15 protein-coding genes, 1 tRNA gene and 1 riboswitch are annotated in these 17324 nt (G+C 61.9%); of the genes, 8 read left to right on the top strand and 8 right to left on the bottom strand.

The window, feature by feature from the left end; translation table 11 throughout:
• Positions 1 to 9: 9 nt before the first annotated feature.
• The 3 genes from AC3ZU9_RS17890 to uvrB all read right to left on the bottom strand — a co-directional run bounded on the left by AC3ZU9_RS17890 (position 10) and on the right by uvrB (position 3926).
• Positions 10 to 85, bottom strand: a tRNA-Ala gene (locus tag AC3ZU9_RS17890).
• 147 nt (positions 86 to 232) lie between these two features.
• Entirely contained in the window at positions 233 to 1714 is a 1482-nt protein-coding gene (gene gltX, locus AC3ZU9_RS17885; protein ID WP_015884987.1) for a glutamate--tRNA ligase, read from the bottom strand.
• Positions 1715 to 1910: 196 nt separating this feature from the next.
• A complete protein-coding gene (gene uvrB, locus AC3ZU9_RS17880) occupies positions 1911 to 3926 on the bottom strand; it encodes an excinuclease ABC subunit UvrB (RefSeq protein WP_122810201.1) in 2016 nt (671 codons plus the stop codon).
• 343 nt (positions 3927 to 4269) lie between these two features.
• Between uvrB and AC3ZU9_RS17875 the strand changes: the two genes are divergently transcribed.
• Both AC3ZU9_RS17875 and AC3ZU9_RS17870 read left to right on the top strand, forming a co-directional pair.
• Positions 4270 to 5466 carry an amino acid aminotransferase gene (locus AC3ZU9_RS17875; RefSeq protein WP_015884988.1) on the top strand — a complete coding sequence of 399 codons (1197 nt, stop codon included), beginning with the start codon at positions 4270 to 4272 and terminating at the stop codon, positions 5464 to 5466.
• Between the two features lie 306 nt (positions 5467 to 5772).
• Complete coding sequence (locus tag AC3ZU9_RS17870; RefSeq protein ID WP_046035306.1) at positions 5773 to 5982, top strand: hypothetical protein; 210 nt, start codon at positions 5773 to 5775, stop codon at positions 5980 to 5982.
• A 17-nt stretch (positions 5983 to 5999) separates the two neighbouring features.
• Here the strand turns inward: AC3ZU9_RS17870 and ptrR are convergent, their stop codons facing one another.
• Positions 6000 to 6872 carry a putrescine utilization regulator PtrR gene (gene ptrR, locus AC3ZU9_RS17865; RefSeq protein ID WP_490091127.1) on the bottom strand — a complete coding sequence of 291 codons (873 nt, stop codon included), beginning with the start codon at positions 6870 to 6872 and terminating at the stop codon, positions 6000 to 6002.
• A 103-nt stretch (positions 6873 to 6975) separates the two neighbouring features.
• On the opposite strand from ptrR, the gene AC3ZU9_RS17860 reads away from it, so the two are divergent.
• Positions 6976 to 8367, top strand: a complete 1392-nt coding sequence (locus AC3ZU9_RS17860; RefSeq protein ID WP_093541174.1) for an aldehyde dehydrogenase family protein — start codon at positions 6976 to 6978, stop codon at positions 8365 to 8367.
• 117 nt (positions 8368 to 8484) lie between these two features.
• Here AC3ZU9_RS17860 and AC3ZU9_RS17855 read toward each other — a convergent pair whose 3' ends face one another.
• On the bottom strand, positions 8485 to 9393 hold the full coding sequence (locus AC3ZU9_RS17855) for a LysR family transcriptional regulator (RefSeq protein ID WP_102062123.1): 909 nt from the start codon (positions 9391 to 9393) through the stop codon (positions 8485 to 8487).
• 112 nt (positions 9394 to 9505) lie between these two features.
• On the opposite strand from AC3ZU9_RS17855, the gene AC3ZU9_RS17850 reads away from it, so the two are divergent.
• Positions 9506 to 10705, top strand: coding sequence for an MFS transporter (locus tag AC3ZU9_RS17850; protein WP_490091126.1), 1200 nt, complete (start codon positions 9506 to 9508; stop codon positions 10703 to 10705).
• Positions 10706 to 10708: 3 nt separating this feature from the next.
• Here the strand turns inward: AC3ZU9_RS17850 and AC3ZU9_RS17845 are convergent, their stop codons facing one another.
• Complete coding sequence (locus tag AC3ZU9_RS17845) at positions 10709 to 11014, bottom strand: protealysin inhibitor emfourin (protein WP_046035301.1); 306 nt, start codon at positions 11012 to 11014, stop codon at positions 10709 to 10711.
• A 14-nt stretch (positions 11015 to 11028) separates the two neighbouring features.
• On the bottom strand, positions 11029 to 12090 hold the full coding sequence (locus AC3ZU9_RS17840; protein WP_015884994.1) for a M4 family metallopeptidase: 1062 nt from the start codon (positions 12088 to 12090) through the stop codon (positions 11029 to 11031).
• 128 nt (positions 12091 to 12218) lie between these two features.
• On the opposite strand from AC3ZU9_RS17840, the gene AC3ZU9_RS17835 reads away from it, so the two are divergent.
• Entirely contained in the window at positions 12219 to 13148 is a 930-nt protein-coding gene (locus AC3ZU9_RS17835) for a DNA/RNA non-specific endonuclease (RefSeq protein WP_122810198.1), read from the top strand.
• 477 nt (positions 13149 to 13625) lie between these two features.
• Here AC3ZU9_RS17835 and AC3ZU9_RS17830 read toward each other — a convergent pair whose 3' ends face one another.
• Entirely contained in the window at positions 13626 to 14069 is a 444-nt protein-coding gene (locus AC3ZU9_RS17830; protein WP_015884996.1) for a hypothetical protein, read from the bottom strand.
• 103 nt (positions 14070 to 14172) lie between these two features.
• Positions 14173 to 14367, top strand: a riboswitch (cobalamin riboswitch).
• A 116-nt stretch (positions 14368 to 14483) separates the two neighbouring features.
• Between AC3ZU9_RS17830 and AC3ZU9_RS17825 the strand changes: the two genes are divergently transcribed.
• The 3 genes from AC3ZU9_RS17825 to AC3ZU9_RS17815 are packed head-to-tail and all read left to right on the top strand — an operon-like array spanning position 14484 to position 17256.
• On the top strand, positions 14484 to 15494 hold the full coding sequence (locus AC3ZU9_RS17825; RefSeq protein WP_102062120.1) for an ABC transporter substrate-binding protein: 1011 nt from the start codon (positions 14484 to 14486) through the stop codon (positions 15492 to 15494).
• Positions 15491 to 16495, top strand: coding sequence for a FecCD family ABC transporter permease (locus AC3ZU9_RS17820; RefSeq protein WP_015884998.1), 1005 nt, complete (start codon positions 15491 to 15493; stop codon positions 16493 to 16495). The genes AC3ZU9_RS17825 and AC3ZU9_RS17820 overlap by 4 nt, the downstream gene beginning before the upstream one ends.
• A complete protein-coding gene (locus AC3ZU9_RS17815) occupies positions 16492 to 17256 on the top strand; it encodes an ABC transporter ATP-binding protein (protein WP_122811171.1) in 765 nt (254 codons plus the stop codon). The genes AC3ZU9_RS17820 and AC3ZU9_RS17815 overlap by 4 nt, the downstream gene beginning before the upstream one ends.
• Positions 17257 to 17324: the final 68 nt, after the last annotated feature.

The raw sequence follows: 17324 nt of genomic DNA, 5'->3' as shown, positions 1-17324 counted from the left end.
CCTGTAAATTGGTGGAGCTAAACGGGATCGAACCGTTGACCTCTTGCATGCCATGCAAGCGCTCTCCCAGCTGAGCTATAGCCCCTCATCGGTGAGGACGGGGCGAATCTTAATGGCGGTTTGGAAGTGTGTCAAATTTATTTTCAACAATTTCCAAAATTTTTTGCCGGGATAACAATCACTTACCGGCGAAACCCCGGAAAACCGGGGTTTCGTCGTTTCAACCGCTTGCTCAGGCGATAGCGCCCAGCAGTTTTTCCCACTCTTTGTTTTCTTTCTTCGATACACCACCAAGCAAATCAAGGGCTTGGCGCAGACGGAAACGTGTCAGGTCCGGGCCGAGGATTTCCATTGCATCCAGCACCGACACCGAACTGGCCTGCCCGGTGATCGCGGCAAACATCAGCGGCATGGCGTCGCGCAGTTTCAATTCCAGGGATTCCACCACCGCCTGGATCGTCGCGGTGATCGCATCCTTCTCCCACTGGCGCAGGCTTTCCAGCTTCCACAGGATCAACTGCATCAACTGGCGAACCTGGTCGCCCGAGAGCTTCTTGGACTCGAACAGCTTGGGATCCGGATTAACGCCACCGGCAAAGAAGAAACTGGCCAAAGGCGCGACCTGGCTGAACGTCTCCACCCTGCCCTGCACCAGCGGCGCGATTTTCATCATGTACTCAGGGTTCAACGCCCACTGCTGCACGCGGCTGGCGAACTCCTCGACCGGCAAGTCACGCAGCCACTGGCCGTTGAGCCACGACAGTTTCTCGATGTCGAAGATCGGCCCGCCCAGCGACACGCGGGACAGGTCGAAGTTGTCGACCATTTCCTGCAGCGAGAACTTCTCGCGCTCGTCCGGCATCGACCAGCCCATGCGCCCCAGATAGTTGAGCATCGCCTCAGGCATGAAGCCCATGCGCTCGTAGAAGGTCACCGAGGTCGGGTTCTTGCGCTTGGACAGCTTGCTCTTGTCCGGGTTACGCAGCAGCGGCATGTAGCACAGCTGCGGTTGTTCCCAGCCGAAGTATTCGTAGAGCAGGATCAGTTTCGGTGCCGATGGCAACCATTCTTCGCCGCGCAGTACGTGGGTGATGCCCATCAAGTGGTCGTCGACCACGTTGGCCAGGAAGTACGTCGGCAGGCCGTCGGTCTTCATCAGCACCTGCATGTCCATGCGGTCCCACGGGATCTCGACGTCACCGCGCAGCATGTCCGGCACCACGCACACGCCTTCGCTCGGCACTTTCATGCGGATCACGTGAGGTTCGCCAGCCGCCAGGCGCTGGGCCACTTCTTCCTTCGACAGCAGCAGCGCGCGGCCGTCATAGCGCGGGGTTTCGCCACGGGCCTGTTGCTCGGCGCGCATCTGGTCCAGTTCTTCGGCGGTACAGAAGCACGGGAACGCGTGGCCCATGTCGACCAGTTGCTGGGTGTACTGCTTGTAGATGTCACTGCGCTCGCTCTGGCGATACGGGCCGTGCGGGCCGCCAACGTCCGGGCCTTCCGCCCAGGTAATGCCCAGCCAGCGCAAAGCATCGAAAATCTGCTGTTCCGACTCACGGGTGGAGCGCAGTTGATCGGTGTCTTCGATCCGCAGGATGAATTCACCGCCGTGCTGCTTGGCAAAGCAGTAGTTGAACAAGGCGATGTAAGCAGTGCCGACGTGGGGATCCCCAGTAGGCGATGGCGCAATGCGCGTGCGGACGGTGGTCATGGCTGGTCTCGAATGGGCGATAAAACTGAAAATTGAAACAAGGGGCGAATGGTAACAGCCTGGGTGATTTCTGGAAAACCGAGGCGCGGCCATCGGGGGCAAGCCCCCTCCCACATTTGACCGAGGTCCAACATGGAAATGCGGTCCAGTGTGGGAGGGGGCTTGCCCCCGATGAGGCCGGTAAAACCACCGTAAATCAGACGGTAAGCAAGCGCTCACGCAACTTGCCAATCTCATCCCGCGTCTGCGCCGCCGCCTCAAACTCCAGGTCTCGCGCCAACTGGTACATCTTCTCTTCCAGCTGTCGAATCCGCTTGGTGATCTCACTCGGCGAGCGCAGTTCGTTTTCGTACTTGGCGCTTTCCTCGGCAGCCTTGGCCATGCCCTTACGCTTCTTGCTGCGCGAACCCGGCACGGTTGCGCCTTCCATGATGTCGGCGACGTCCTTGAACACGCCTTTCGGGGTGATGCCATTTTCCAGGTTGAAGGCAATCTGCTTGTCACGACGGCGTTGGGTCTCGCCAATCGCGCGCTCCATAGACCCGGTGATGCGGTCCGCGTAAAGAATCGCCCGGCCGTTGAGGTTCCGCGCGGCGCGGCCGATGGTCTGGATCAACGAGCGCTCGGAGCGCAGGAAGCCTTCTTTGTCGGCATCAAGGATCGCCACCAGCGACACTTCCGGCATGTCCAGGCCTTCGCGCAGCAGGTTGATCCCCACCAGTACATCGAAGGTGCCCAGGCGCAGGTCGCGGATGATTTCCACCCGTTCCACAGTGTCGATGTCCGAGTGCAGGTAGCGTACGCGCACGCCGTGGTCGGCCAGGTAGTCGGTCAAGTCTTCGGACATGCGCTTGGTCAGCGTGGTGACCAGCACCCGCTCTTCGAGGGCCACGCGCTTGGTGATTTCCGAGAGCAAGTCATCCACCTGGGTCAACGCCGGGCGGATTTCGATTTCTGGGTCGACCAGCCCGGTCGGACGCACCAGTTGCTCGATCACGCGGCCCGCATGCTCGGCCTCGTAGTTGCCCGGCGTGGCCGACACAAAAATGGTTTGCGGGCTGATGGCTTCCCACTCGTCAAAGCGCATCGGCCGGTTATCCAGCGCCGACGGCAGGCGGAAACCGTATTCCACCAGGGTTTCTTTACGCGAGCGGTCGCCCTTATACATCGCGCCGACCTGCGGCACGCTGACGTGGGACTCGTCGATCACCAGCAGCGCGTCGGGCGGCAGGTAATCGTAGAGGGTCGGCGGCGGCGCGCCGGATTCACGGCCCGACAGGTAGCGCGAGTAGTTTTCGATACCGTTGCAGTACCCCAGCTCCAGGATCATCTCCAGGTCAAAGCGGGTGCGCTGCTCCAGGCGCTGGGCTTCCACCAGCTTGTTGTTGGAGCGCAGGTATTCCAGGCGCTCGGCCAACTCGACCTTGATGCCCTCGATGGCGCCCATAAGGGTTTCACGCGGGGTCACGTAGTGGCTTTTCGGATAGAAGGTGAAGCGCGGCAGCTTGCGGATCACTTCGCCGGTCAACGGGTCGAAGGCCGACAGGCTCTCGACTTCATCGTCAAACAGTTCGATGCGGATCGCTTCCAGGTCGGATTCGGCCGGGTAGATGTCGATCACGTCACCACGCACCCTGAAGGTGGCGCGGGCAAAGTCCATGTCGTTGCGGGTGTATTGCAAGCTGGTCAGCCGACGCAGCAGCTCGCGCTGGTCGAGCTTGTCGCCGCGATCAACGTGCAGCACCATCTTCAAATAGGTTTCCGGGCTGCCCAGGCCGTAGATGCACGACACCGTGGTGACGATGATCGCGTCCTTGCGCTCCAGCAGCGCCTTGGTCGCCGACAGCCGCATCTGCTCGATGTGGTCGTTGATCGACGCATCCTTCTCGATAAAGGTATCGGAAGACGGCACGTAGGCTTCGGGCTGGTAGTAGTCGTAATAGGAAACGAAATACTCCACCGCGTTGTTCGGGAAGAACGCCTTGAACTCGCCGTAGAGCTGCGCGGCCAGGGTTTTGTTCGGCGCCAGCACCAGGGTGGGGCGGTTGATCTGCGCGATCACGTTGGCGATGCTGAAGGTCTTGCCCGAACCGGTCACCCCGAGCAGCGTCTGGTGGGCCAGGCCGGCCTCGATGCCTTCGACCATCTGGCGAATGGCTTCCGGCTGATCGCCAGCGGGTTCAAAGCGGGTGACGAGTTGGAAATCCGACATAACGTACCTCGTGTAGTCACCCCAGACTGTAAACCCGTCGAGGACGAAATAGACCACCACCCGCGAAGATTCAGCGCGGATCGTAGGAAAAAACCATGATAGCCATAGAAGTGGTGGCGAATGTGGCGGGTTTCAAGGCAATCGTCCTGACTGCCGTCTACGATCAACGTTGCAATAAGACTAACGGTCGGCAAATAAACCGAAAAACTTGGCCGAAAAGCCGTTTCGGTGGTCGCCCTCGGCAGTGAGGGCCTCTATACTAGCTCCCCGTTTGTGCACCGCTCTAGTGCATTCGGCTGGAGCGCGACACGTCCCTCCATTCCCCCATAGAGCTGCCGCAAAAATGAGCCTGTTCTCCGCTGTCGAAATGGCACCACGCGATCCTATCCTGGGCCTCAACGAAGCATTCAACGCCGACACACGAACCACCAAGGTCAACCTTGGCGTGGGCGTTTACTGCGACGAGGAGGGGAAGATTCCACTCTTGCGTGCCGTTGCCGAAGCGGAAGCCATTCGCGTGGCGCAACACGCCGCCCGTGGCTACTTGCCGATCGACGGCATCGCGGCCTACGACAAGGCCGTGCAAACCCTGCTGTTCGGCGCTGAGTCGCCCCTGCTCGAAGCCAACCGCGTCGTCACCGTACAAGCGGTCGGCGGCACCGGCGCGCTGAAAATCGGCGCCGACTTCCTCAAGCAGCTGCTACCCAACGCCGTCGTCGCCATCAGCGACCCGAGCTGGGAAAACCACCGCGCGCTGTTCGAAACGGCCGGTTTCCCGGTGCAGAACTACCGCTACTACGACGCCGCCACCCACGACGTGAACCGTGCCGGCCTGCTCGACGACCTCAATGCCCTGCCGCCACAGTCCATCGTGGTGCTGCACGCCTGCTGCCACAACCCGACCGGCGTCGACCTGAGCCCGGCCGACTGGCAGAACGTGCTGGACGTGGTCAAGGCCAAGAACCTGGTGCCGTTCCTCGACATGGCCTACCAGGGCTTTGGCGATGGCATCCACGAAGACGCCGCCGCGGTGCGCCTGTTCGCTGAGTCGGGCCTGACCTTCTTTGTGTCCAGCTCGTTCTCCAAGTCGTTCTCCCTGTACGGCGAGCGCGTTGGCGCACTGTCGATCGTCAGTGAATCCAAGGAAGAAAGCGCGCGCATCCTGTCCCAGGTCAAGCGTGTGATCCGCACCAACTACTCCAATCCGCCGACCCACGGCGCGGCCATCGTGGCAGCGGTACTGAACAACCCTGAGCTGCGCGCCCAGTGGGAAGCCGAGCTGGCTGAAATGCGCCTGCGCATCCGTGGCATGCGCGAGCAGATGGTCGCCGAACTGGCCAAGGCGGCTCCGGGCCACGACTTCAGCTTCGTCGGCCGTCAACGTGGGATGTTCTCCTACTCCGGCCTGACCGTTGAGCAAGTCACCCGCTTGCGCAGCGAGTTTGGCATCTACGCACTGGATACCGGGCGTATCTGTGTGGCGGCGTTGAACCAGTCGAACATTGGTGCGGTGACCAAGGCGATTGTTCAGGTGTTGTAAGCCTGAAACAGGTGTGATGAAAGGGAAGCCATTCACGGCTTCCCTTTTTTATGGGCGAATGCCGAACCTGTGGTGAGCGAGCTTGCTCGCGCTGGGCTGCGCAGCAGCCCCATCCCCTGCCACCTGGAACTTCCTGAGAGAACGCGGTGCCTGAACAAGGGGCCGCTGCGCGCCCCAGCGCGAGCAAGCTCGCTCACTACAGGTTCAGCGCTCGCCACGGGAATTGCATCGTTTGCAAAAAATTCACTGGGCGCAGCACTCAGCCCCTAAACTGACCGTCGATTGCCCCTTTGTTGTGAGATCCCTATGAGAAACGAAGACCTGGACCTGCGTGCCGACCGCGACGAGCTGGACCACTTCACCCCACGCGCGCCGCAAGCCAAGCGCCAGAAGAGCCTGGTGCTGCAAGTGGCACTGGGTGTGTTCCTCGGTGGACTGGCGCTGTGGCTGGTGCAATTGGGCGCGACGGCGATCATGGCGAAATTGGCCATGGGCACCCTGCAATTCGGCGGCTGATACCTCCCACATTAGATCTAGGAGGCAACCAGGTCGCATTCCTCCAGCAACTTCACGAAGCTGTTCAAACTCTGCGACACCGTGCCCCGGCGCCAGATCAGCCAGGTATGCAGCGTGCGAAAACTGTCCATCAGCGGCCACAGGCTCACCGTGGTAAACCCCGGCATGCTCTCCAGCATGCTGCGCGGCATCAACGCCAATCCGGCGCCGGCGCTGACGCAGGCGAGCATGCCGTGATAGGACTCAATCTCGAAAATCTTGCCTGGCACCGCGCCGTCCTGTGAGAACCAGCGCTCGAAGTGGTGCCGATAGGAACAGTTGGAGCGGAAGGTGTAGATGTTCTCACCATTCACATCCTGGCCCCGGGTGATGGGCGCGTGATGCAGCGGCGCGATCACCACCATCTCCTCTTCAAACACTGCCACGCCTTCCAAGGTGGAATGCAGCACCGGCCCGTCGACGAACGCAGCCGTCAGCCGCCCCGACAGCACGCCCTCGATCATCGTGCCCGAGGGCCCGGTGCTCAGGTCCAACTCAACCTTGGTGTGCTTCTGGTTATACGCCGCCAGCAACGCCGGGATACGCACGGCCGCGGTGCTCTCCAGCGAACCGAGGGCAAACGCGCCCTGGGGCTCCTCCCCCGCCACCGTCGCGCGGGCTTCCTGCACCAGATCGAGGATGCGCCGCGTATAGCCGAGGAAATTCCACCCGGCCGGTGACAGGCGCAGGCGACTTTTCTCGCGGATAAACAATTCCACACCCAGGTCCTGCTCCAGTTGCTTGATGCGCGTGGTCAGGTTCGATGGCACGCGATGAATCAACTGCGCGGCGGCGCTGATGCTGCCTTGCTCGGCAACGGCCTTGAAGATTTCCAGCTGCACCAGATCCAAGTCATTCTCCAATCGTGAACGTATTGCTTAATATTATTCAGTTTCCAGAAAACATGCATCCCCGTAGGCTTACCCCATTCCACTCATTCAGCCGGACGGTGCCATGAACGCTATTTCTCATCAGACTCACGCCCTGTCGATCAACCCCGCCACTGGCGAAACAGTCGGCAGCTACCCCTACGAAAGCGCGTTGCAACTGGACGCCGCCCTCGACCGCGCCACCGAAGCCTTCCGCACCTGGCGCCGCCAGCCGGTGAGCCAGCGCGCCGAAAGGCTGCTGGCCCTGGCCGGCGCCTTGCGCGAGCAAGCCGAAGACATGGCGCAGATGATCACCCTGGAGATGGGCAAACCCATCGCCCAGGCCCGTGCCGAAATCGAGAAGTGCGCGCTGCTCAGCGAATGGTACGCCGCCCATGGCCCGGCCATGCTCGCTCCAGAACCGACCCTGGTGGACAACGGCAGCGCCCAGATCGAGTACCGCCCGCTGGGCCCTATCCTCGCCGTGATGCCGTGGAACTTCCCGGTGTGGCAAGTGCTGCGTGGCGCCGTGCCGACCATGCTCGCCGGCAACACCTACGTGCTCAAACACGCCCCGAACGTGATGGGCAGCGCCTACCTGATCAAGCAGGCCTTCCAAAAAGCGGGCTTTGCGGAAGGCCTGTTCGAAGTGATCAACGTGGCCAACGACGGCGTGTCCGCAGCCATCGCCGACCCACGTATCGCCGCCGTCACCCTCACCGGCAGCGTGCGTGCCGGGATCGCCATCGGTTCACAAGCCGGTGCTGCGCTGAAAAAATGCGTGCTGGAGCTGGGCGGCTCCGACCCCTTCATCGTGCTCAACGACGCCGACCTCGACGCCGCTGTGCAAGCCGCACTGATCGGCCGCTTCCAGAACAGCGGCCAGGTCTGCGCCGCCGCCAAGCGCCTGATCATCGAGGAGGGTGTGGTAGAAGCCTTCACTGCCAAATTCCTCGACGCCAGCCGTGCCTTGGTCATGGGCGACCCGACATCAGCGGCCACCTACATCGGCCCGATGGCCCGTTTCGATTTGCGTGACGAGCTGCACGGCCAGGTCCAGGCCACGCTGGAAGAAGGGGCGACCCTGCTGCTGGGCGGCCACAAAGTGCCCGGCGCCGGCAATTACTACGCACCGACCGTACTGGCCAACGTCACCGACCAGATGACCTCGTTCAAACAGGAACTGTTCGGTCCCGTTGCCTCGATCATCACCGCCCGCGACGCCGACCACGCCGTGGCCCTGGCGAATGACAGCGAGTTCGGCCTCACCGCCAGCATCTTCACCACCGACGCGGCGAAGGCACGGGACATCGCCAACCAACTGGAAACCGGCGGTGTTTTCGTCAACGCCTTCAGCGTCTCCGACCCTCGGGTAGCGTTTGGGGGGATCAAGAAGAGCGGCTTCGGGCGTGAGTTGTCGCACTTCGGCGTGCGGGAATTCTGCAACGCGCAGACGGTGTGGCTGGATCGCAAGTAAGCGAAGCCTCACCGCCTGTCGCAACGGCACCGCTCAACTGTGGGAGGGGCAAGCCCTAATGCCCTTAGCTGACTGGCATTAGGGCTTGCCCCCTCCCCCCAGTTAAATCACCTGAAGCTATTGCTTCCCAAGCCCGGCCACCAATGCCTCCAGTACCACGCGTACCTTGGGCAACGCCTGGCGGCTTTTGACCCAGCCCAACGTGATTGCCGCCCCTTGGGTGGCCAGGTGGGGCAACACCTCGACCAGCGTCCCTTCCTGCAGCGGTTGCTGGACCATCCACGAGGGCAATTGCACGATGCCGCAACCGGCCAAGGCGGCCATCAACAGCCCGTCTCCATTGCCCACCACCAGTTGCGGGGTGATCTGCCGGCGTCGGGGAGCGCCCTGTTCATCCGCGAAATTCCATGGGCTGATGCGCCCGTCCACCCAGCCGTAGGCGATGCACTGATGGTGCTCAAGATCGTCTTCCGACAGCGGGGTGCCGTGCCGCGACAAGTAGACCGGCGAGGCATACAAGCTATGCCATTCATGGGCGAGCACACGCTGCCCGACGGTTTCCGGCCAGGCATTCGTGCCGCCGATACGCACCACAATGTCCACGCCTTCCTCGAACGGCTCGATGAACCCGTCGCCAAACGTGAAGTGCGCCAATAGCAGCGGATGCGCCTGCAAAAAAGGCAGTAACACCGGCAGTACCTGCGCGCGCCCCAATGCGCTGGGCAGGTCGATGCGCACACGACCGCGGGCCTCGGTATTTTCCACGTGCAGTAAAAGCTCGGCCTCTTCCAAGTCGGCCAGTACGCCCGTGCACGTCCGGTAAAACGCCACACCGGCATCGGTGAGGGACAAGCGCCGCGTGGTGCGCTGGAACAGCCGAACACCCAAGCGTTTTTCCAGCCGCGCGATGCTTTTACTGATGGCCGAGGCGGTCAGGTTCATTTTCTCGGCGGCGGCGGTAAAGCTGCCGTGGTCCGAGACACACACAAACACATCGATACCCTTCAAGCGTTCGGAAGAAAACATGCACATCCTGTATTGGTGAATTCAGTTCAGGCAACTTAGTAAAAAGCATCCTAAATCAGAAATCAGCTCAACAGTAAGCTATGACCGGATAAACCCTGGCACTGAGGCTCGGATGCTGACCACGCTGAAAAACTACCCCCTGGCCGTCAACCTGCTAATGGGCGCGTCCCTGGTGCTGACGCTCGCCAGGGCGATCACCCTGCCCTATCTGGTGATCTACCTGTCGAGCCAGTTCCAGTTGGGCGTCGCCGACATCGGCCTGGTGATCGGCGGCTCGCTGATCATCGGCTCTTTGTTAAGCCTGTATGGCGGCTTTCTGGTGGACAGCCTGCCCAGTCATCGCTTGATCCTCGGCTGTTGCGCGGTGTTCACCGGCGGTTTTTTGGGGGCGTTTATCGCTCAGGATCTGTGGGTGTTCTACGTCTGCCTGGTCGCGATCAACCTGGCCTACGCCGTCATCGATATCGCGGTCAAATCCGGGTTTGGCCGACTGCTTCCCGCCGAGGCGCGCAGCGAAGCGTTTTCGATCAAATACACCCTGACCAATATCGGCTATGCCGTCGGCCCGTTCCTCGGTGCTGGGCTAGCCGCACTGGCCATCAGCCTGCCCTTTTTGGCCTCGGCGGGGCTTGGGGCCGGGTTCTTCATGGTTTATTGCGTGTGGGGCGACAGGCACTGGGCGCCAACCCACGCCAGCCAGCCCGCCGCGCCCTTCCTGGCGGTGGGCAAATTACTGCTGAGGGACTACCGCCTGGTGTGCTTTACCTTGGGCGGCATCCTCAGCGCCGTGGTGTTTGGCCAGTTCACGGCTTACCTCTCGCAATACCTGGTCGTCACCACCACGCCCGAGGCGGCCTACCGGATTATCAGCAGCGTGGTGGCCACCAACGCGCTGATGGTGATCAGCCTGCAATACACGATTGGCAAGCGGATCACCCATCAACACCTGCACCTGTGGCTCGCCGGAGGGCTGGCGATGTTCATCGTCGGGTTGGCGGGGTTTGGCTTGTCCACCTCGCTGACGTTCTGGGTGGTGTCCATGGCGATCTTCACGCTGGGCGAAATCATCGTGTTCCCTGCCGAATACATGTTTATCGACATCATCGCGCCCGATCATCTGCGCGGCATGTACTACGGCGCGCAAAACCTCGGCAACGTCGGCGCGGCACTGGGGCCGGTACTGTGCGGGATGGTGCTGGTGTCACAGCCGGCCCATTGCATGTTCTACCTGCTGGCGCTGTTTGTGATCGCGGGCGGGTTGCTCTACTGCCTGGGCGCGTCCCTCGCGGACAAGGTGCACGCCCCGACCTGAACCTCAATCACGGATATGCCGCCGCACGCACTGCACCAGGCCGTCCAGCGCCTGCGACTTCACCGGCGCGAGCACACAGACGGTGTGCTCGCGCTGGCCTTCTGTCACGGTCAGCGTGTAATGCACCTGGCCCGGATTACCGGGGGTCGGTGCGTTGCTTTGCGGCAGCTGGAAGAAGTCGGCGGCCTCGATAAGCTGCCGCAACTCCTGCTGGTCCTGCTCGGGCAGTGTGGCCAGTTCCACCGTACGCGGCTTGGCCAGGCCCGGAAAATACCCGGCCCCGCCGTTTTCCTTGATCGAAATTTGCATGGTTGTTCCTCACGTCAGACAGAAATGCCGACCGCCTTCCAACCGTCCTTGACCGCCTTCTGTTCATCCTTGTTCGCGCCGTAGAGTCGACCGGCAACATCGTAGGTAATGCGCGCAAAACGCAGGAACCCCGAATTGGGCCGCAACCGCGCATCGCGCAGCGCGTCATACCAGATGCGCCCGGCGCGCTCCCAGGCAAACCCGCCGAGTTTTGTCGCGACCTGGTAGAACGCATGGTTGGGAATGCCGGAATTGATATGCACCCCGCCATTGTCCTCGTAGGTCTGCACAAAATCATCCATGTGCCCCGGCTGAGGGTCCTTGCCCAGCAGTTTGTCGTCAAACGCCGTGCCGGGGGCTTTCATCGAGCGCAGGGCGGTGCCTTTGATCTTTTTGGTGAACAGCCCTTTGCCGATCAGCCAATCGGCGTCCTCTGCGGTTTGCTTCAACGCGTATTGCTTGATCAACGAACCGAACACGTCCGACAGCGACTCGTTCAACGCGCCGGATTGGTTGAAATACATCAGTTTGGCCTCGTCCTCGGTCACGCCATGGGCCAACTCATGGCCAATCACATCGAGCGCCACCGTGAAGCGGTTGAACAGTTGCTCATCGCCATCACCAAACACCATCTGGGTCGAGTTCCAGAACGCATTGTTGTAGTTCTGGCCAAAGTGAACGGTAGCGTCCAAGGCCATGCCGGCATCGTCGATGGAGTTACGGTCGAACACCTGATCGAAAAAATCGAAGGTGGCGCCCAGGCCATCATAGGCCTCGTCCACCGCGGCATCACCACTGGCGGGCTGGCCTTCGCCACGCACCAGCTTGCCGGGCAGGCTATCGGTGCCTTCGGCGCTGTAGATCGAACGCCGTTTGTCGGCGCCCATGACCAAGGCCATGCGGGCCGGGCCCTTGGCGGGCACCGCGACCATGCGCAGCGAGCGGAACGTGCTGTCCTTGGCGCGGGTGCGCAATGCGACATCCCGTTGCGCCTTATCGCCATTACGTGCGATCTGGTCGAGCATGTACGGCGGAATCAGGCAGAAAATCGGGTGACGGGGGTGGCGAACACACATGGTCAGGCTCCATTGAGTATGTGACAACGTCCAGGCAACCGATTCAGGATAGCCCCGAGACGTTAACGCGTGTCATCAATTGTCATTAACCTATGTTGCAGTCGTGTTTATCCAAGGAGGACTTACCGATGCCTGCCCGTAAAGCCAAAATCGATCTTTCCCACCGTCCACGGCTCGCCGACCTGCGCCCGTTGATTGCGCCCAGCCCCACCCTCTTGGAGGCCAGGGCGGCGACACCCCACGTCACACCGGCCAAAGACTTGAAGGACCGCCGCGGCTACACAGAAGACTTTCTCGGCAATTTCGTGGTGCCCTGGCCCACGGTTGAAGAGGCCTTGGCGGGGGATGCACAGAAGGAGCGCCTGGACTACACACACTTCTCGATAACGATGTCCCGCTCAAAACGGCTCGCGCTGTATGTAGGCGTCAACATCGACGGCGGGCAGCATGTGGACATCGTGCGCAACAACGACACCTGGGCCTATGACGGCCGCCTGCCCATCGACGCGCAGGTGGGCGAAGCGCTCTACGCCAGCAATGGCCTGGATCGCGGCCACCTGGTACGCCGCCAAGACCCCAACTGGGGCGACGACGCTAAAACCGCCAACCTCGACACCTTCCATTTCACCAACTGCTCGCCGCAAATGAGCGGGTTCAACCAGAAGACCTGGCTGGAACTCGAAGACTACATCCTCGACAACACCCAGCGCTGGAAAGCCCGCGCCACGGTGTTTACCGGCCCGGTATTCGCCGATGACGACCGCGTCTACCGGGGCGTGAAAATCCCCAAAGCGTTCTGGAAAGTGGTCGCCTACCTCAGCGACGACGGCAAACCTTCCGCCAGCGCCTACATGATCGACCAGAGCCGCGAACTGGGCCAACTCGATCTGGTGTTCGGCCAACTCCGGACCTACCAGCGCAGCGTCATCCAGATCGAACGCCTGACCGGCATCCGCTTCGCCAACCTGGCCGACTACGACGGTTTCAGCAACGAAGAACGCGCCACCGGCACGCGGATTGAAGCACTGATACAAGGTCCAGAAGACATTCGGCTCTAACCGAGCCCTCACATGTTGATAACGACCAACGCCAACCACGATGCGAAGCGAGCCGCTCTTGATCTTGATCTTGATCTTGATCTTGATCTTGATCGTGCTTTTGATCTTAGGCGCCCCGTCAAACACGCTGGCCGAACGCAGGCTTGAATCCGTGGGTAACCCGGCAGGACGCCGGGTTAGCCGCCCCGCGCCATGGATGGCGCGTGGCGGCGGCCCACGGATTCAAGCCGGAGTGAGGGCACACCGAGCCTAGGCGAGGTGCCGAGTGTTGGGGCGAAGCGTTTTTGGTTACTTTTGGCGCTCTTCCAAAAGTGACCCGCCGTAAGGGCGGAACCCACAGCGGCCGTTACCGCAGCAACGGATATGTACCCGGTCTGACCCAACATCCAGGCCATCTGTCAGGCCGCCAGCGGGAGCAAGCTCCCTCGCCACAGGTCCGGCACCGTACCCAGAGTTATCAGGCCAACGGGCAAACCCTCATTGCGCATTGATGTAATGAAACTGCGCCTGCGTTTTCTCGACCGCCGCACGCACCGTGTCCTTCTGCGCCTCAGTACCCGAGTAGTAAATCTGCATCCCCTTCAAATCCTGCCCTTCGACTGCTTTGCCGATCACCGCAACATCAACCGGCGTGCCGGCACCGATAATCAAAAAGAACACATCGCCCAAGCGTTTGGCATCGAGCAGCTCTCCCCTGAGGCGAGCGGCGTTTTGCTCACCCGCCATGGAAATCGCCAGGGTATCGCCGAACATCCCGCTTTTGGGGATGCTCATCGTGTGCAAACGGAGCTTGTCCGACCCGGCCGGCATCGACGCGACATACGCGGTGGCGGCCTCGTCAAGAATCTGCTTTTCAGATTTACCCTGGGTGGCACAACCGGCGAGCGTGGCTACGAGGGCGAACGCGAGAAATAATTTCACTGTGTATTCCTTGTGATAAAGCGATCCATTGGCTGCGCATCATAGGAGCCCCACCGCCAAAGAGCCACCGTTGGCGTCACGGCCTCCCGTTCAACCTCGCGATCGACTACCATACCGCGCCGGTTCCCAAACGGGACTAATAGGGAATCCGAAGCGCGGTCCCCCCGCGTCAATCGGAACTGCCCCCGCAACTGTAGGTGCTGAGCCTGCTCCTCGATGCCACTGGACCTTGTCCGGGAAGGCCGGAGCGTGGCGACGACGCATCAGTCAGGAGACCTGCCGGCTCAAGCTCAATCACTAACCGGCGGGGTGTCCGGGAAGGACATTCTTGCCTGTCTCTACCACAGCGCTCGAGGGTGTATTTCCGAACCGTACCTCCCCAGTTGCACGTACGGTTCACTCGGAGATCGTCCCATGCTGCCACGCGTTACCGCCCTGCTCACCGGCATTGGCTTCTGTGCCCTGGCCCACGCCGCGCCCACCCACTACCCGCTCACCGTGGAAAACTGCGGCAGTAGCCTCACCTTCCAGCAGGCGCCGGCGCGCAGCGTGACCATCGGCCAAGCCGCTACCGAGATGCTCTACGCCTTGGGCGTGGGCGATAAAGTGGTCGGCACTTCGCTGTGGTTCAACAGCGTGTTACCGCAGTACAAGGCACAGAACGACCGCATCGAGCGCCTGGCCAACAACGAGCCGAGCTTCGAAGCCGTGATCGCCAAACGCCCGCAACTGGTGGCCGCCGAGCTGGAATGGGTGGTCGGGCCGCAGGGCGTGGTCGGCACCCGCGAGCAATTCCATGAACTGAAGATCCCCACCTACCTGCTGCCCTCCGACTGCGAAGGCAAGGACAACCTGGTGGGCGCGGACGGCACGCGGCTGGAGCCGTTCCGTATCGAGACCATTTATAAAAGCATCAGCCAATTGGCGCAGATCTTCGACGTACAGGATCGCGGCCAGCAGTTAAACGACGAACTCAAGGCGCGCTTGGCCAAATCCGTCGCCACCGTGCAGAGCAAAGGCCTCAAGCAGGCCAGCGCGTTGGTGTGGTTCTCCAGCTCGGAGATGGCCAGCGACCCGTACGTGGCCGGCCACAAAGGCATTCCCCAGTTCATGCTGCAAACCCTCGGCCTGTCCAACGTGGTGCAGTCCGATGAAGAGTGGCCCGCCGTCGGCTGGGAAACCATTGCCAAGGCCAACCCGACCTTCCTGGTGATCGCCCGCATGGACCGTCGCCGCTACCCCGCCGACGACCATGAAAAGAAACTCGCCTTCCTGCGCAGCGACCCAGTGACCCGCAACATGGACGCGGTGAAAAACAACCGCATCATCATCCTCGACGCCCTGGCGTTGCAGGCCAGCATCCGCATGTTCGACGGCCTTGAACAACTGGCCACGGCCATCGACGGCTACGACCTGCCAAAATGATGCGCACCCTATTCGCCCTGGCATTGCTGCTGATCGCCGTACTCGCCGGCGTGGCCATCGGCGAAACCGCCATTTCGCCGCAGGTCGTGCTCCAGGTGCTCGCCAACAAACTGTGGGCGGCCGGCTACGTGCTCGACCCCATTGATGAAGGCGTGGTGTGGAACTACCGCCTCACCCGCGCGCTGGTCGCCGCCGCCTGCGGTGCGGGGTTAGCGACGTGCGGGGTGATCCTGCAATCACTGTTGCGCAACCCGCTGGCCGATCCGTACCTGCTGGGCATCAGCGCCGGCGCATCGACCGGCGCGGTATTGGTGGCGTTGATGGGCGTGGGCGGCGGGTTGATTTCGTTGTCCGCCGGCGCGTTTGTCGGTGCGATGGCGGCGTTTGCGCTGGTGATCCTGCTGGCCCGCGCCAGCGGTTCGGCCAGCGGCACCGGCCAGATCATCCTCGCGGGCATTGCCGGTTCGCAGTTGTTCAATGCGCTCACCGCGTTCCTGATCACCAAATCGGCCAGTTCCGAACAGGCGCGCGGCATCCTGTTTTGGCTGCTGGGCAACCTCAGCGGCGTGCGCTGGCCATCGGTGTGGTTGGCGGTGCCGGTGGCGGTCGTGGGTTTGGCCGTTTGCCTGTGGCACCGTCGGGCGCTGGATGCGTTTACCTTTGGCAGCGACTCGGCAGCGTCCCTCGGCATTCCGGTGCGCCGGGTGCAGTTTGTGCTGGTGGGCTGCGCGGCCCTGGTGACGGCAGTGATGGTGTCGATTGTCGGCTCCATCGGCTTCGTCGGGCTGGTGATTCCGCATGCTGTGCGCCTGCTGCTCGGCACCGGGCACTCGCGCCTGCTGCCGGCGAGCGCCTTGGGTGGCGCACTGTTTTTGATTGCGGCGGACGTGCTGTCACGCACGCTGATCAAGGGCCAGGTGATTCCCGTTGGCGTGGTCACGGCGCTGGTGGGCGCGCCGGTGTTTGCACTGATCCTGATCGGCCGGAGGAACGCGCGATGACGGTTCTGAGCTGCACCGGGCTGGGTTTCAAGGTGCGCGAGGCCGAGCTGCTGCGCGACATTCATCTGGACGTACACCTGGGCGAAACCCTCGGCATCGTCGGCCCGAACGGCTCGGGCAAATCGACCTTGCTCAAACTGCTGGCCGGCCTGCGTACACCCGCGTCCGGCGAAGTGTTACTGGGCGGCCGGCGCCTGGGCAGCCTGTCCCGCCGCGACATCGCGCAGCAACTGGCGGTGGTGGAACAACAGGCCGACACAAACGACGCCATCCGCGTGTTCGACGCCGTGGCGCTGGGCCGTACGCCGTGGTTGTCGGCGTTGAGCCCGTGGTCCTTGGATGACGACGCCATCGTGAAACAGGCCTTGCATGACGTCGACGCCACCCACCTGAGCCAGCGCGCCTGGCGCAGCCTCTCGGGCGGTGAACGTCAACGCGTGCACATCGCCCGTGCATTGGCGCAACGGCCGCAGATCCTGTTATTGGATGAGCCGACCAATCACCTGGATATCCAGCATCAACTGGGGATTTTGGAGGGCGTGCAACGGTTGCCTGTCACCACCTTGATTGCCCTGCATGACCTGAACCAGGCGCTGACCTGTGACCGCTTGGCGGTGCTGGACCACGGGCGGTTGGTGGCGCTGGGCAAACCCCTGGACGTGCTGACGCCACAGCGGTTGCAGGAGACATTTGGGGTGCAGGCGCACTACCTGACAGACCCGTTTGATGGGGCGAAAATCCTGCGGCTACGCCCGATCTAAAGCCTGAGTAGAGCGTTACTGTAGTGAGCGGGCTTGCCCCGCGCTGGGCTGCGCAGCAGCCCCAATAA

Source organism: Pseudomonas sp. A39 (assembly GCF_058145955.1).
This window is presented reverse-complemented; position numbering and strand designations above follow the sequence as displayed.

What these genes read in the sequence shown, in the direction of transcription:
- AC3ZU9_RS17825 (WP_102062120.1), top strand. Translation starts at nt 14,484, where the DNA reads ATGCTGCCACGCGTTACCGCCCTGCTCACCGGCATTGGCTTCTGTGCC.
- AC3ZU9_RS17860 (WP_093541174.1), top strand. Translation starts at nt 6,976, where the DNA reads ATGAACGCTATTTCTCATCAGACTCACGCCCTGTCGATCAACCCCGCC.
- AC3ZU9_RS17820 (WP_015884998.1), top strand. Translation starts at nt 15,491, where the DNA reads ATGATGCGCACCCTATTCGCCCTGGCATTGCTGCTGATCGCCGTACTC.
- AC3ZU9_RS17845 (WP_046035301.1), bottom strand. Translation starts at nt 11,014, where the DNA reads ATGCAAATTTCGATCAAGGAAAACGGCGGGGCCGGGTATTTTCCGGGC.
- AC3ZU9_RS17835 (WP_122810198.1), top strand. Translation starts at nt 12,219, where the DNA reads ATGCCTGCCCGTAAAGCCAAAATCGATCTTTCCCACCGTCCACGGCTC.
- gltX (WP_015884987.1), bottom strand. Translation starts at nt 1,714, where the DNA reads ATGACCACCGTCCGCACGCGCATTGCGCCATCGCCTACTGGGGATCCC.
- AC3ZU9_RS17870 (WP_046035306.1), top strand. Translation starts at nt 5,773, where the DNA reads ATGAGAAACGAAGACCTGGACCTGCGTGCCGACCGCGACGAGCTGGAC.
- AC3ZU9_RS17815 (WP_122811171.1), top strand. Translation starts at nt 16,492, where the DNA reads ATGACGGTTCTGAGCTGCACCGGGCTGGGTTTCAAGGTGCGCGAGGCC.
- AC3ZU9_RS17855 (WP_102062123.1), bottom strand. Translation starts at nt 9,393, where the DNA reads ATGTTTTCTTCCGAACGCTTGAAGGGTATCGATGTGTTTGTGTGTGTC.
- AC3ZU9_RS17840 (WP_015884994.1), bottom strand. Translation starts at nt 12,090, where the DNA reads ATGTGTGTTCGCCACCCCCGTCACCCGATTTTCTGCCTGATTCCGCCG.
- uvrB (WP_122810201.1), bottom strand. Translation starts at nt 3,926, where the DNA reads ATGTCGGATTTCCAACTCGTCACCCGCTTTGAACCCGCTGGCGATCAG.
- AC3ZU9_RS17875 (WP_015884988.1), top strand. Translation starts at nt 4,270, where the DNA reads ATGAGCCTGTTCTCCGCTGTCGAAATGGCACCACGCGATCCTATCCTG.
- AC3ZU9_RS17850 (WP_490091126.1), top strand. Translation starts at nt 9,506, where the DNA reads ATGCTGACCACGCTGAAAAACTACCCCCTGGCCGTCAACCTGCTAATG.